At 42.1% G+C, this 14641-nt stretch carries 13 protein-coding genes; 9 read left to right on the top strand and 4 right to left on the bottom strand.

Annotated features, from left to right (window positions below):
- Positions 1 to 51: 51 nt before the first annotated feature.
- A complete protein-coding gene (locus IPM95_07930) occupies positions 52 to 2430 on the top strand; it encodes a TonB-dependent receptor (protein MBK9329230.1) in 2379 nt (792 codons plus the stop codon).
- Here IPM95_07930 and IPM95_07925 read toward each other — a convergent pair.
- The 4 genes from IPM95_07925 to IPM95_07910 all read right to left on the bottom strand — a co-directional run bounded on the left by IPM95_07925 (position 2425) and on the right by IPM95_07910 (position 5768).
- Positions 2425 to 3108, bottom strand: coding sequence for a hypothetical protein (locus IPM95_07925; GenBank protein ID MBK9329229.1), 684 nt, complete (start codon positions 3106 to 3108; stop codon positions 2425 to 2427). The two genes, IPM95_07930 and IPM95_07925, sit on opposite strands and share 6 nt — an antisense overlap.
- A gap of 203 nt (positions 3109 to 3311) precedes the next feature.
- On the bottom strand, positions 3312 to 3908 hold the full coding sequence (locus IPM95_07920; protein MBK9329228.1) for a bifunctional nuclease family protein: 597 nt from the start codon (positions 3906 to 3908) through the stop codon (positions 3312 to 3314).
- A 145-nt stretch (positions 3909 to 4053) separates the two neighbouring features.
- Positions 4054 to 5022, bottom strand: a complete 969-nt coding sequence (locus IPM95_07915) for an electron transfer flavoprotein subunit alpha/FixB family protein (GenBank protein MBK9329227.1) — start codon at positions 5020 to 5022, stop codon at positions 4054 to 4056.
- A gap of 2 nt (positions 5023 to 5024) precedes the next feature.
- Positions 5025 to 5768, bottom strand: coding sequence for an electron transfer flavoprotein subunit beta/FixA family protein (locus tag IPM95_07910; protein MBK9329226.1), 744 nt, complete (start codon positions 5766 to 5768; stop codon positions 5025 to 5027).
- 57 nt (positions 5769 to 5825) lie between these two features.
- Between IPM95_07910 and IPM95_07905 the strand changes: the two genes are divergently transcribed.
- From IPM95_07905 to IPM95_07870, 8 genes are all read left to right on the top strand, one after another.
- Entirely contained in the window at positions 5826 to 6149 is a 324-nt protein-coding gene (locus IPM95_07905) for a hypothetical protein (protein ID MBK9329225.1), read from the top strand.
- 28 nt (positions 6150 to 6177) lie between these two features.
- Positions 6178 to 7548, top strand: a complete 1371-nt coding sequence (tilS, locus tag IPM95_07900; protein ID MBK9329224.1) for a tRNA lysidine(34) synthetase TilS — start codon at positions 6178 to 6180, stop codon at positions 7546 to 7548.
- Positions 7549 to 7706: 158 nt separating this feature from the next.
- Entirely contained in the window at positions 7707 to 9269 is a 1563-nt protein-coding gene (gene hutH / locus IPM95_07895) for a histidine ammonia-lyase (protein MBK9329223.1), read from the top strand.
- Between the two features lie 23 nt (positions 9270 to 9292).
- Positions 9293 to 10588: an FAD-binding protein gene (locus IPM95_07890; protein ID MBK9329222.1), complete on the top strand. Its 1296-nt coding sequence runs from the start codon at positions 9293 to 9295 to the stop codon at positions 10586 to 10588.
- A 35-nt stretch (positions 10589 to 10623) separates the two neighbouring features.
- Positions 10624 to 10836, top strand: a complete 213-nt coding sequence (locus IPM95_07885; protein MBK9329221.1) for a T9SS type A sorting domain-containing protein — start codon at positions 10624 to 10626, stop codon at positions 10834 to 10836.
- Between the two features lie 4 nt (positions 10837 to 10840).
- Positions 10841 to 11620 (top strand): hypothetical protein, encoded by a 780-nt coding sequence (locus tag IPM95_07880; GenBank protein MBK9329220.1) that lies wholly within the window; start codon positions 10841 to 10843, stop codon positions 11618 to 11620.
- A gap of 77 nt (positions 11621 to 11697) precedes the next feature.
- Positions 11698 to 13368 carry a urocanate hydratase gene (locus tag IPM95_07875; protein MBK9329219.1) on the top strand — a complete coding sequence of 557 codons (1671 nt, stop codon included), beginning with the start codon at positions 11698 to 11700 and terminating at the stop codon, positions 13366 to 13368.
- A gap of 3 nt (positions 13369 to 13371) precedes the next feature.
- Positions 13372 to 14604 carry an imidazolonepropionase gene (locus IPM95_07870; GenBank protein ID MBK9329218.1) on the top strand — a complete coding sequence of 411 codons (1233 nt, stop codon included), beginning with the start codon at positions 13372 to 13374 and terminating at the stop codon, positions 14602 to 14604.
- Positions 14605 to 14641 lie beyond the last annotated feature (37 nt).

Raw genomic sequence — 14641 nt, 5'->3', positions numbered from 1 at the left:
AAACAATTTCGCTCATTAATGGTTTTTAGTGGTTATAAATACACACCAAATATGAGAAATTTACTAATACTGCTACTGCTTTCTCCACTCTTGCTGAAAGCCCAGAAAGGTATCATTCAGGGACGAATTTATGATGAAATCAACAACGAAGCGATTATCGGTGCGAATATCATTGTCAAAGGAACGGATTTTGGCGCTTCTACGGATGCGGATGGCAACTATAAGATTGAAGACCTTACCGCAGGTTTGTTTAATATAGAAGTTTCGTATTTGGGATATGAAACGCAGACCATATTTGAGGTACAGGTGAGCAATGCCAAACCGGTCCGGCTGGATATTGCATTAAAGCAAACCACTCAGGTACTGGATTCTATTGTCATAAAAGCCAACCCGTTTGAAAAAAGGCTCGAATCCCCTTTATCACTGACATCCATCGGTGTGAATGAAATTCAACGGAATCCGGGCGGTAACAGGGATATATCCAGGGCGATTAAGAATTTGCCGGGTGTGGCTTCCGCATTAGGCTTCCGGAATGATCTGATTGTGCGCGGCGGTGCTCCGAACGAAAACCGCTTTTACCTGGATGATATTGAGATTCCAACCATCAATCACTTTGCCACACAGGGTGCCAGCGGTGGCAGCAATGGCTTGCTGAATGTCGATTTTATCAATAATGCGGACTTTTATACCGGCGCTTTCCCGGCCAACAGAGGCAATGCACTCAGTTCCATCCTGCAACTCACCCAGCGTGAAGGAAGGAAAGACAGAGTGGGTTTTACATTTACGCTGGGAGCCAGCGAAGCCGGGATTACATTAGAAGGGCCGTTTACGAAGAAAAAGAAAACGACGTTCATGCTGAATGGCCGTTATTCTTACCTGCAGGGGCTGTTTAAAGTATTCAAACTCCCGTTCTTACCGACCTACTCTGATGTGCAGTTTAAGGTGATGCACAAGTTTAACAACAAACATGACCTGACATTTATTGGGGTTGGAGCCTATGATAAACTGAGATTGAACCTCAAAGAGAATAAGAAAGATGAACAGAAAATCCTATTGAGATTATTGCCTGTACAGAATCAGTGGAACTATACGGTCGGAGCGCGTTACCGTTATTTCATGGAGAACAGCTATCTGATTGTTGTGGCGAGCAGAAGCATGTTCGGTAATCAGATATTTAAATACAGGGATAATTTGTCTTCCAACCCGAAGATATTCAATTTGAATTCGACAGAGACGGAAAATAAACTTCGGCTGGAACATGTCATCCGAAAGAAAGGATATAAAATTATTTACGGCGGTAATTATGAATATGCACTGTACTCCACGTCCACTTTCCAATCCAGAAATATTGATTCGAACGTCATCAATGTCAATTATGCCTCCAACCTAAATGTCCATAAATACGGATTCTTTACACAGGTCAGCAGGAATTTTATAAATGATAAATTGAGTTTATCGGTAGGGCTTCGCCTGGATGGAAACGGGTATAATAGAAATATGGCCAATTTGTTCAATCAGGTTTCACCGAGTTTTTCGGCATCCTATGCAATCAATAAAATGGTTTCCATCAACTTCAATACGGGCATGTATCACCAGCTGCCTTCCTATACCACGATGGGATTCAGAGATGATTTTCAACGCCTGGTGAACAGAAACAGGCTGAAATATATACGCAATGTGCAGGTTGTCGGAGGTGTCGCCGTGACCACCACTACGAATACTAAAGTATCGGTGGAAGGTTTTATGAAATGGTATTACAACTATCCGATGCTGCTGAATAAGGGCATCTCACTGGCTAATTTAGGCGGTGATTTCGGATGGGTGGGAGATGAGCCAGCAGCATCCACAAGTAAAGGTAAAACATACGGTGTTGAAATTGCGGTACAGCAAAAACTTTGGAAAGGATTGTTTGGGATTGCTTCGTATACATGGTACAGAAGTTTGTTTACCGATTCTACCAATACGTTTAAATCCAGCAGCTGGGACAGCCGCCATATTTTCAGCCTGACAGCAGGTTATAAATTCAAACGCAACTGGGAAATCGGCATAAAATGGTCTATCCAGGGCGGATTGCCTTATACCCCTTATGACACGGCAAACTTAGCCATTGTCCAAATTTGGGATGCCACCAATGGAAATCCCATTAAGGATTACTCAAGGTTAAATACAGAACGAACCAAACCACTGCACTCCATGAACCTGAGAGTTGATAAAAAATGGTTTTTGAAAAAGATAAACATTAACCTCTATCTGGATATCCAGAATGTATACAAGAGCAAACAGCCGGGTCAAAATTATGTTGATATAGAAAAAGACACAGATGGGAATCCCCTCTATCAGGATGCTTCGAATACAAGATACAAACTGAGGGAATTGCCGAACAGCAGCGGAAATATAATTCCATCTGTTGGGTTGGTGCTGGAACTATAATGTCGTAGAAATGCGTTCTTGGTTGGTAAAGGCGAATATTACTAAAAGCAGGAAAACAAGCACCACATTGCCGGCAAACAATTCGTTTAACAGACCATGACGAACAAAAGCCGCTATTCCAAGAACAAAGCAGGAGATACAGAGGCATCCGATGATTTTATGGAACCATTTGCCTTTGAGGAAAAACGGAGAGAACACTAAAAATGCAGAAGCAATCGAACTCCATTTCAGCCAGGTGAATATATTCAACAGTGCTAAATTTCCAGAAATAGCCTGATTTTTATAGTGGGTGATGATCAGGTGAATCTGGTAGTTTTCCAAGGCATCAAAGACCAGCATGGTAATGCAGCAAACAAATGCCAAAAGCATCGTCTGGGCACCGGATATTCTTTTGATTCCAAGGGCTATGAAAAATAACAAGGCACTGTATAATACCATGAAACCATAATCTATCCAGTTTCCCAGAAGCATCGTCCTGATGTACGAATTCACATCGGGGATGTCAAAAAATGCTGCGACTTCCTGCGGTGTCTGAATAAATTCAAAAGCGATAATGGGGGTATAAAAATCTTTTGGCAGATTATTGGCGGGTTTGGGATTGACAAGTAATAATATCAAGGCGCAAATAAGTAATAAAACGCCCAAATACCTTGCTATCCTGAATGGTTCACTTGCCATATTATTCTTTTTTTTTGTTTTGACAGCCTCTTTTAACTATTTAGACTCAATAAAAATTGATAAATGTTAAGTAATTAAACATTTGAAGCTAAACTAAATTTTATTGATTCAAATCAAAGCGTCACAGCAACTTTTGCTTTAACTTTATCTTAACATAGAAACATAAACCCCCTTTTCGAATGACCGCTTTTGGCGGTCATTTTTTATTTTTCACGCTTGGTTAATTCGTCCCGTATTTTTGCCGCTTTTTCGTAATCTTCATTGGTAAGCGCCTCATTCAGCATTTTTTCCAGTTCTTTAAAGGTATAGATGGTAAAGTCGGTTTTTTCTGTTTCAGAAGGAATGGGGGCAGAGACTGATGAATATTCATCCGTGCCTTCTTCCGGTTCTTCTATCAGAACGATACCGGAAGTTTCAAGGATATCTCCATAAATGTAAATGGGGCAGCTAAATCGTATAGCCAGGGCAATGGCATCCGAAGTCCTGGAATCTATCTCATATTCTTCGCCGTTTTGTATGCAGATGAGTTTAGAGTAGAATATGCCTTCCATCAGGTTGGTGATAACGATTTCACTCAGCACAATATGAAAGGTTTCCATAACGGTCTTGAAAAGGTCGTGTGTTAAGGGGCGTGCCGGAGGCATGTTTTCTAGGGCAACGGCAATAGCCTGCGCCTCTGAAACACCAATGACAATAGGTAGCCTGCGTTTGCCTTTCACTTCGCCTAAAACCACATGATAGGAATGGTGTTGTGTAAACCCCTGAGTGATGTTGATGATTTCTAATTCGACCTTATTCATCGCTGTAAAGATAAAAAAAAGGCGGTAAAATTACTTTTTGCTTTTTCAACAAAAAAATAAAAAGCCACCAACCTAGGTTGGTGGCTTTTTATAAAATATCAAGAAAATATCAAATCTCAAATCATAATCTGATATCTAAAATCGATTAGTGTTGGCTTGATTTAAATGCTTTAATCGCTTCCGTTAACTTCGGTACTACTTCAAACAAATCTCCGCAGATTCCATAGTCAGCAGCCTTGAAGAATGGAGCTTCCGGATCTTTATTGATGACCACGATACATTTAGACTGGTTGACACCGGCTAAATGCTGGATAGCACCGGAAATACCAATAGCGATGTATAAGTTTGGACGGATAGCGACACCGGTTTGTCCCACGTGTTCGTGGTGAGGTCTCCAATGTACGTCGGCTACGGGACGCGAGCAGGCTGTCGTTGCACCCAGTACTTTCGCAAGGTCTTCCACAATACCCCAGTTTTCAGGCCCTTTCATGCCACGACCGGCAGAAACGACCAGTTCCGCTTCCGGAAGTGGTGCAACATCGCCTGTCTGACGAACGACTTCTTTCACCATTATTTTGGATACTGCAGGTACTAAGTCTGCATTTTCAACTGCAGCACTGCCGTCTCCTTTTACCGCACCTACAGAGTTCGGTACTACAGAAATCACCTTATTGTCAGAATTGATTTTCAGATAAGCAAAAGCCTTTCCGGAGAATGCCGCCTTTTTGACGACGAAATCAGCATCCGGCAGACTTACGGCACCGCTTACGATGCCGGCGTTTAAGCGTACAGCCACTCTCGGCGCCACCGCTTTTCCGGTTAATGTCTGGGAAATGGCAATCACTTTTGCACCCACCGCAGCGGCGGTGTCGGCAATCGCTTTTGCATAAGTGCCAGCGTCAAAATTATCAAAGCCTGCATTGCCAGCGTGGACAATCTTTTTTGCGCCATATATTCCTAATGCAGCCAATTCGCCAGCATCTGTTGTTCCTAAGGCTAACCCTACAGCCTCCGTGCCTAAGGCACTTGCTGTTTTGGCGGCATAAGTTGCAATTTCAAAACTTGCTTTCTTAACCTTTCCGCCTGCTGTTTCTACTAAAAATAAAACTGCCATGACTATATCATTTTTGCTTCGTTATGTAATAATTGTACCAACTCTTCCACGTTGTCCGGAGAAACCATTTTGCATGCTGATTTTGCCGGAGGCAGTTCATACTTCACGGTGGAAGTCAAAGAACCTACGCCCTGCGGAGTGACCACTTGCAACGGTTTGCTTTTGGCGGCCATAATTCCTTTCATATTAGGGATACGTGCTTCTGCCATTCCTTTTGCACAGGAGATCACGAACGGCGTATCAACGGATAAAACTTCCTTGCCGCCTTCGATATCTCTATCGATGCTGGCTGTGTTGCCCGTCATATCCAGTTTGGATGCGTACGAAACAAATGGAAGGTCTAATAATTCTGCCAGCATACCGCCCAGGTTAGAGCCGTTGTAGCTGATGGTTTCTTTACCTAAGAGGATGACATCAAAACCGCCGGATTTAGCCGCAGCGGCGATTTCAGCCGCAATGGCGTAAGAATCCAGATCGCCGGCTGCATCGATACGGATAGCATCGTCCGCCCCGATTGCCAGCGCCTTACGGATCACCTGGTCGTTTTCCGCACTGCCGACATTGATAACGGTTACGTTACCGCCGTTCGCTTCTTTCAGTTCTAATGCACGCACTAAAGCATACCATTCATCGTAGGGGTTCAGAATCCACTGTACTTTATCGTTGTTGAACTTCGTATCATTGTCCACAAACGAAATCTTAGTGGTAGTGTCCGGAACCAAACTTATACATACTAAAAATTTCATACCTTTAATTTTTAAAATTTGAGTTGCTAATTTACTTCATTTTTGATAATTCAATGCATGCATACGAATAGGATAGAACGTTTGGAAGCCCTGATTGTTGATAACCCCAACGATACCTTTGCTTTATTTGCGTTGGCAAAAGAGTATGAGAAAGCTGGGAAGTTCATAGGGTCTGCACAACTGTTTGAAAAACTGTTAGTTGTAGATAGTACGTATGTAGGTGCCTATTACCATTTGGGTAAGGTTTATGAACAATTGGAAGAGGTTAAAAAAGCATTAAATATTTATGAAGCAGGCATAACGATTGCGCAGCAGCAAAAGGATCTTCATAGTTTGAGCGAATTGAAGAATGCACAGATGAATCTGGAAATTGAAATGTAAGAATATAAACCGCTAATAATAAGAAGTAATGCAACAGACAATACAATCATATATCGTCAAGCACCATTTATGCAACAGCGGTACTTCCATACTTGTTGCCTGCAGCGGCGGCGTGGATTCTATGGTGCTGGCAGATGTATTGATGAGACTAAACTATAACATTTCCATTGCGCATTGCAATTTTCAGTTGCGTGGTGAAGAAAGCGATGCGGATGAATTGTTTTTACACGACTTTGCACGGAGTCATAATTTGCCGTTTTACCGTGTGAAATTTGATACAAAAGACTACAAAAGGAATAATGAGGTATCCACACAAATGGCAGCGCGTGAGTTACGGTACAAATGGTTTGAGCAAATCCGGAAAGAAAATCACTATCAGTGTATTGTCACCGCTCATCACCTCGATGACCAGTTGGAAACGGTATTGCTGAATATGACCAAAGGCACCGGCATCAAAGGGCTTTCAGGTATGCAGCCTAAAACAGGATTTGTCGTTCGTCCATTGCTCGAAGTTTCCAAACAGGAGATTATGGCTTATGCAAATGAGAATAATATACCATTCAGGGAAGACAGTTCAAATTCAACGGATGTTTATCAGCGCAACCTCATCCGGCATCAGGTTATACCACACCTGCAAAAAATCAATCCATCCATACACAATACAGTTAAAGAGTTCATAAACCGCATGAATGATTATGTAGTGTTGACAGAGCAGTTTATCGAAACAATTAGAAAAAAATGTTACAGTGAAAATAATGGCATAGCTGAAATTAAGATGGGTTATATCAAGTCGCATCCTGCCGGACAAACTATCCTGTTCCATTTGTTGAAAGAATTTGGTTGCAATTCAGACGTTGTCAGTCAACTTTTCCAAAGTTTAAATGCTTCAGGAAAGCTGCAGAGCGGAAAGCAGTTTTTATCGGATTCACACCGCATGGTGCTGGATCGGAAAAGCCTTTTCATCGTTCCCAAAATTATAGGCCGGGAAAATTACCTGTTGTGCGATAAAATACCAAATCAGATTATTTTTAATAATTACAAGATAGAATGTTCTTTACTGCCGGTCCGCGAACTCAATATCAAGACTTCCCACAGGTACGCTTATTTCGATGCAGATAAACTGGAGTTGCCTTTATTGATCCGATATGGCAAAGAAGGGGATTATTTTTATCCGTTTGGTATGAGCAAGCCTAAAACACCGGGTAAGGTGGGGAAAAAGAAACTTGCCAAGTATTTTAAAGACGAAAAATTTTCCCTGCTCGACAAGGAAACAACGGCTGTACTTTTTTCAGGAGAAAAACTCATCTGGTTGGTAGGTCATCGCATAGATGACAGATATAAAGTTACTGAAAAAACAAAGAATGTCTTGAAACTGATTTTGATTGATGACGATAAATAAAAGCGTAGCTTTCTATGTTTTCTAATTTGAATTAACAGGATTGCACTTGTGTAATGCTTAATTTTATTTCTATCTGCCTTTGTGTTTCAAAAACCTTAAGTTTCTCATATGTTTCAAGACAAAAATCGTACATTGTTAATCGTTAATCGTACATCAAAATGTCAGTTTTCAAATACGGTACAGATACACTCACAGTTGCCAAAGCCATTCAGCTGTCTGAAGGTAAGTTGAAGGGAATCATTGACGAAGCGACCAAAGTGAAGATTCAGAAATCTCAGCAGGACGTACAGCATATCCTGGTAAACACCGACACCGTTTATGGTATCAATACGGGTTTTGGCATCTTATCCGATAAAAAAATATCGGAAGAAGATACCCTTACCCTGCAATATAAGATTCTGCAGTCGCACAGCGTGGGCGTGGGCAATCCTATTCCCGTACAGATTGCGAAATTCATGCTGATAACCAAACTTCAGGCACTTGCGCAGGGTTTTTCAGGAGTCCAGCTATCTACCTTAGAACGAATCTTGTGGCATATTGATAACGATGTGATTCCCGTAGTTCCGGAAAAGGGTAGTGTGGGCGCAAGCGGAGATTTAGCACCATTGGCACATTTGTGTTTACCGTTGATTGGCTTAGGCGAAGTTTTTTTTAAAGATAGTATTATTAAAACAAGTGAATTTTTTCAGAAAGAAAACTTACAAGCTATCGCACTCGGCCCAAAGGAAGGATTGGCGCTGATTAACGGAACGCAGTTTATCCTATCCTACGCCATTGCAGATGTGCAGCGCATGCACAATTGTCTCGAAGTGGCTGATATTATTGGTGCCATGAGCCTGGAAGCCCTGCAGGGAACCAAAGCGCCGTTTGATGAACGTTTGCATAATTTGCGACCGTTCAAAGGAAATCAGCTGGTGGCTCAACGATTACGGTTGCTGTTAAGCCATTCAGAAATCATGAACAGCCATGAAGATTGCGATCGTGTACAGGACCCTTACAGTTTGCGCTGCATGCCGCAGGTGCATGGTGCTTCACGAAACGCCTGGCTGCATCTCAAAGAGTTGACCGAAATTGAACTGAATGCGGTGACGGATAATCCGATTATTTTTAGTGCAGACGACACCATCAGCGGCGGTAATTTTCACGGACAGCCGCTGGCATTGCCTTTGGATTACTGCTGTTTTGCGGCAGCAGAACTGGGAAATATATCCGACAGAAGATGTTATCTGTTGCTGGAAGGAAAATTCGGATTGCCCATGCTGCTGCTGAATGAAGTGGGATTGAACTCCGGATTTATGATTCCGCAGTATACGACGGCTGCCTTGGTGACAGAAAATAAAACACTTTGTTTCCCGGCAAGCGCGGATAGCATTCCGACTTCACTGGGACAGGAAGACCATGTGAGCATGGGTAGTATCAGCGGACGGAAACTCTATCAGATCTTAGATAACCTGGAATATATTTTAGCAATAGAATTAATGAGTGCATGCCAGGCGATAGAATTCCGAAGACCTTTAAAAAGTTCAGCCTTATTGGAAACGGCACACGATTTTGTCCGTCAAACCGTTTCTTTTGCCAATGAAGACAGGATTTTCGCTGACGATATCAACGCGATAAAAAAGATAATCTCAGATTTTTCATTCATGCGGCATGTGAATAAAGCAGCGAATAAGAATCAGATGAAACTGAATGAAAAATATCCCGATTTTGAATTGTATTGATCAATGAATGGAATAATACCGGTATGAAGAGTCAAGAGAATTATAAGTTTGTCAATTGGGCAAAAAATATCCGGTCGGAGGTGCGTAATTATTTTCAACCCGAAACGGAAGAGGAAATCATCGCACTGGTTAAACAATATGACAAAATCCGCCTGGTTGGTACCGGACATTCCTGGTCGGATATCTGTGATACCGGTGAAGTTCTTATCAACCTGGATGAGTATGACAAAATTATCAGTATCGATAAGGCCAACAAGATAGTCAAGACACAGGCCGGTATCAAAATCTGGCAGCTCAATCAATTGCTGGATAAGGAAGGATTAGCTCTGAAGAATTTAGGCTCCATTGACCGTCAGTCCATCACAGGTGCCATCTCTACCGGTACACACGGCAGCGGCATTGATTTTCAGATTTTAGGTTCGCAATTGCTGGAGTTCAGTTTGATAAAAGCGGACGGCACGAAAGTGATTGTCAATAAGGAAAAAGATACGGAACTGTTCAATGCCTGTGTGGTGAATCTGGGTTGTCTGGGTGTCATTTCCGATGTGACGATACAGGCTGTTGAGGCATTTAATTTACATGATCATACAACGACCGTACCATTCGATGAGGTTATTAAAAACCTGGATGAGTACCTGAAAAGTAACGACCATTTTAAACTCTGGTGGCTGCCGCCTACGGATGATATTATAGTTTTTCGTTATCAGCGTACACAGGAAAAAACCAATGACAGCCGTTTGCGTCAATTCCTGAAAGATGAATTGTTGTCGGTGGTGGTATATCGACTGATGGTGTTCATTGCAAAACTATTTCCGGCCTTGGCAAAACCCATCAATCGCCTGCTGACCTGGAATATGAAGGGGCCCCTGGACAGGATTGAAAAAAGCTATAAGGTGTACATTGTTCCGGAACCGCCGTTGCACCGTGAAACGGAATGGACTTTTGAATTGTCGAAAGCAAAAGAGATTCTGAGTGCTTATAAGAAGTTTATTACTGAAAATAAATACAACCTCAATTTTATTCAGGAAATCCGTTTCACCAAAGGCGATGATTTCTGGTTGAGTGCAGCTTATCAACGTGATGCCTTGTGGTTAGGCTTGTATAGCTACGAACACGAAAACTGGGACAAGATATTAAGCGAATACGAGGAGTTTGCACAGCAGTTCAACGGCCGGCCGCACTGGGGGAAAGAGTTTAATGTGGGCAAGGAATATCTGCAGCAGCAATACCCGAAATATAAGGAATTTGTGCAGTTACGGCATCAGATGGATCCCGATAAGAAATTTGTCAATAAGTATATTGAACGATTATTTTGCTAACTTTAATGCAGGCAGGTATTTAAACCCAGCCTGCGTTGGCACAAGTGGAGATACGTTCAAAACAGAATACTTTCATAATATTGAATATTATAGATATGAAAGGCAGTTTACTGGAAACTAAAGCTATAACTAATACTAAAGGAGTAGTTAATACATCTTTTGACGTAAGTAAATTGGCTAAAGGAAATTATTTGCTAAACTTATATGATGAAGAAGGAACGGCAAGCTATCCGTTTGTAGTTAATTAATCGTTTGCCTGCTACCGCAGGTAGGGTTAAAACCCTGCCTGCGGTCAAACTTTACCTGCGGTTTGGAAAAATTAACATTCTTTTTTTATGGAAACTGCCTCATGAATGTATCTCAATGATAGCAAATACTATCACGATGAAAAAGAATATCCAGCCACTACAGACTGAAACATTTTACCATATATATAATCGAGGTATTGATGGCGGTAAAATCTTCAAAGAAGACAAAAACTACTGCTATTTTCTAAAGTTATATGCAAAATATATTCCGTCAGTTGCAGAGACCTATGCTTATTGCCTGTTAGGAAACCACTTTCATCTTCTGATAAGAACAAAAAGCGAAGCAGATATCATAGCCAACGCTAACGCAGGAAGGGTTATAAACCCTGCCTGCGTTAGCCCTGCCTGCGCTGGCAAACCGGCAACTTACTATATCAGCCATCAATTCTCTAAGCTATTTAACAGTTACGCACAGGCATACAATAAAGCATACAGCCGAACAGGCAGATTATTTGAGGAGCCATTTCGAAGAATACCCGTTACCAATGAAAAATATTATACAGAGTTGTTTTTCTACATACACTTTAATCCACAAAAACATGGAATATGCGATGATTATACACAGTACCCTTTTTCATCCTATTCTTCTTTTCTTTTGCATAAGAAAACACAACTCAGGAAAGAAGCGGTATTGGATTGGTTTGGGAGCAAACAACAGTTTATTCATTTTCATGCTAAAGGTAAATATCAACCAGTATTAAATAATTTAGATTTAGATGTTTAATTTTATCGCAGTCAGGGTTTAACCCTGACTGCGTTTGTAAATAAATCTGTAATTTGCATCTGTAAATTTAGGTTATTATGTCATTACAAACCTTTTTGCAGCAATATGCCGCACATCCTTCCTATAAGGCTCCGCGTGGCAATACGTTAAATGCAAAATCCTGGCAGACGGAAGCGCCACTGCGTATGCTGCTGAATAATTTAGATGCAGAAGTGGCAGAAAATCCTGCAGAATTGGTGGTATACGGCGGTATTGGTCAGGCAGCGCGCAACGTGCCGGCCCTGCAAAAAATTATCGAGTTGCTTTTAGATCTGGATGAGAATCATTCACTGCTGGTGCAGAGTGGAAAACCGGTAGGCATTGTGCGTACGCATCCGCAGGCGCCACGCGTATTAATTGCAAATTCTAACTTAGTTCCGAAATGGGCAACCTGGGAACATTTTTATCAATTGCGTGAAAAAGGATTGATGATGTACGGGCAAATGACAGCAGGTTCCTGGATTTACATCGGTTCACAGGGCATTGTGCAAGGCACCTACGAAACGTTTGTAGAGTGCGGACGACAGCATTTTAACGGAGAGTTGAAAGGGAAATTACTCGTAAGTTCCGGACTCGGTGGTATGGGTGGCGCACAGCCGCTCGCAGCCGTGATGGCAGGGGCAACCTATCTCGGTGCTGATGTCAATAAAGCGAGCATTCAAAAACGACTTAATACAAAATACATCGATTACATGTTCGAGTCGTATGAGGAAGCGCGCGACAAGGCATTAGAGGCGAAAGCGAAAGGCGAAGCAATTTCCATTGGTGTGGTGATGGATGCAGGTGATTTGTTACAGCGTCTGTTAGACGATAATATTATTCCGGATATCTTATCCGATCAGACTTCTGCGCACGATCCGTTGAATGGTTACGTGCCGCATGATATTACATTTGATGAAGCTTTGTTGTTGCGAAAATCAAATCCGGCTTTATATACGGATAAAGCGATTGCCAGTATGGCACGTCATGTGCGATTGATGCTGAAACATAAGGACAGAGGTGCGGTTACATTTGACTACGGGAATAATATCCGTGCGTTTGCAAAGGAAGGCGGAGTGGAGAATGCATTTGATTTTCACGGGTTCACACCCTTATACATTCGACCCTTGTTTTGCGAAGGTAAAGGTCCTTTTCGTTGGGTTGCACTTAGTGGAGACCCACAGGATATTTACGAAACGGACAAAGCATTGATGGAATTATTTCCGGAAAATACAGGAATGGTTAACTGGATACAACATGCACAGCAAAGAATTTCGTTTCAGGGATTGCCGGCGCGTATCTGCTGGCTTGGTTTAGGGGGACGCGAAAAAGCCGGATTGTTATTCAATGACCTGGTCCGAAAAGGTATCGTAAAAGCGCCGATTGTGATTGGTCGAGACCACCTGGATTGCGGTAGTGTTGCCTCACCGAACAGGGAAACGGAAAGTATGCTGGACGGCAGCGATGCGGTGAGTGACTGGACCTTGCTGAATCTGATGAGCAATACTGCCGGAGGGGCAGCCTGGGTGAGTTTTCATCATGGTGGTGGCGTTGGCATGGGTTATTCTCAGCATGCCGGAATGGTTGTTTTAGCAGATGGCACAGACAGAGCGGATGAATGTTTGCGCAGGGTTTTATTCAACGATCCTGCTATGGGAATTTTCCGACATGCCGATGCCGGCTATGAAAATGCAAAACAAACAGGAGAAAGGTTTGGGATAAATATTTAAGATATGCTCATAACCAACATAAAATATTTAGTCAACGTCCGGGAAGAAAATAAGCTGGTCCGCGGAAATGCATTGGCGGAACTGCCCATACTGGGAAATGCTTTTCTGAAAATTGAAGATGGCAAAATTGCAGATTATGGTTCCATGTATGACTTAGCTGAAGAAGATTTTTCTCAACCTGTTTACGATGCCCGAGGTGCTGCTGTTTTACCCAGCTGGTGCGACAGTCATACGCATCTTATATATGCCGCTACCCGTGAAGATGAGTTTGTTGATAAGCTTAAAGGGTTGTCGTATGCGGAAATTGCGGCAAAGGGAGGAGGTATCCTGAATTCAGCCATAAAACTAAATGAAACATCGGAAGAGATTTTACTCGAACAGGCACAAACAAGGCTACATGAATTGATGCAATTAGGTACAGGTGCTATCGAAATAAAAAGCGGTTACGGACTCAGCCTAGAGGGAGAATTGAAAATGCTCCGGGTTATACGTCAATTAAAGAAAAGTAATCCTATTCCCATCAAGGCGACTTTCTTAGGGGCACATGCATTTCCGGAAATATTTAAACAAGACAGAAAGAAATATATAAAGTTAATAATTGAAGAAATGCTGCCGGCAATCGCACAGGATAACCTGGCCGACTTTATTGATGTCTTTTGTGAACAGGGATTTTTTATGCAGCAGGAAACCGAGCAAATCTGTCTGGCGGGAATTGAATTTGGATTAAGGCCAAAGATACATGCCAACCAGTTGTTCAATTCCGGAGGAGTGCAGGCCGGATATCATACGCATGCCTTATCGGTGGATCATTTGGAAACCATCGGAGAGGAGGAAATTAATATTTTGTCTCAGATCGATGCTCCGATAGCCACGCTGTTGCCTACCGCAGCATTCTTTTTACGGATGCAATATCCTCCTGCGAGAACATTAATCAATAATAAAGCAGCGATAGCATTAGCTTCCGATTATAATCCTGGATCCTCTCCATCCGGCAATATGAATTTTGTAGTCGCGTTGAGCTGCATCCAGATGAAGATGTTACCGGAGGAAGCTATCAATGCAGCCACCATCAATGCCGCCCATGCCATGCAGGTGGAGGATGAAATGGGCAGCATATCCAGAACTAAAAGAGCGAACCTGATTTTTACAAAACCCATTCCTTCCATAGCATCCCTTGTTTATCATTTCTCTTCGAATCAGATTGATAAAATCATGCAGAATGGTAACTTTATATAACTAACTGTAAATAGGTATATTGTTGGTTATATACATT

This window comes from Sphingobacteriales bacterium (assembly GCA_016719635.1).
In the GTDB taxonomy this organism is placed as follows: domain Bacteria; phylum Bacteroidota; class Bacteroidia; order Chitinophagales; family JADIYW01; genus JADJSS01.
Note: the sequence above shows the minus strand (reverse complement) of the source record. Positions and strands in the feature narration are given on the sequence as shown.

Excerpts from the sequence above, each read along its gene's own strand:
- IPM95_07875 (MBK9329219.1), top strand. The coding sequence starts at position 11,698 with ATGTCATTACAAACCTTTTTGCAGCAATATGCCGCACATCCTTCCTAT.
- IPM95_07930 (MBK9329230.1), top strand. The coding sequence starts at position 52 with ATGAGAAATTTACTAATACTGCTACTGCTTTCTCCACTCTTGCTGAAA.
- IPM95_07920 (MBK9329228.1), bottom strand. The coding sequence starts at position 3,908 with ATGAATAAGGTCGAATTAGAAATCATCAACATCACTCAGGGGTTTACA.
- IPM95_07910 (MBK9329226.1), bottom strand. The coding sequence starts at position 5,768 with ATGAAATTTTTAGTATGTATAAGTTTGGTTCCGGACACTACCACTAAG.
- IPM95_07925 (MBK9329229.1), bottom strand. The coding sequence starts at position 3,108 with ATGGCAAGTGAACCATTCAGGATAGCAAGGTATTTGGGCGTTTTATTA.
- tilS (MBK9329224.1), top strand. The coding sequence starts at position 6,178 with ATGCAACAGACAATACAATCATATATCGTCAAGCACCATTTATGCAAC.
- hutH (MBK9329223.1), top strand. The coding sequence starts at position 7,707 with ATGTCAGTTTTCAAATACGGTACAGATACACTCACAGTTGCCAAAGCC.
- IPM95_07890 (MBK9329222.1), top strand. The coding sequence starts at position 9,293 with ATGAAGAGTCAAGAGAATTATAAGTTTGTCAATTGGGCAAAAAATATC.
- IPM95_07915 (MBK9329227.1), bottom strand. The coding sequence starts at position 5,022 with ATGGCAGTTTTATTTTTAGTAGAAACAGCAGGCGGAAAGGTTAAGAAA.
- IPM95_07905 (MBK9329225.1), top strand. The coding sequence starts at position 5,826 with ATGCATACGAATAGGATAGAACGTTTGGAAGCCCTGATTGTTGATAAC.
- IPM95_07870 (MBK9329218.1), top strand. The coding sequence starts at position 13,372 with ATGCTCATAACCAACATAAAATATTTAGTCAACGTCCGGGAAGAAAAT.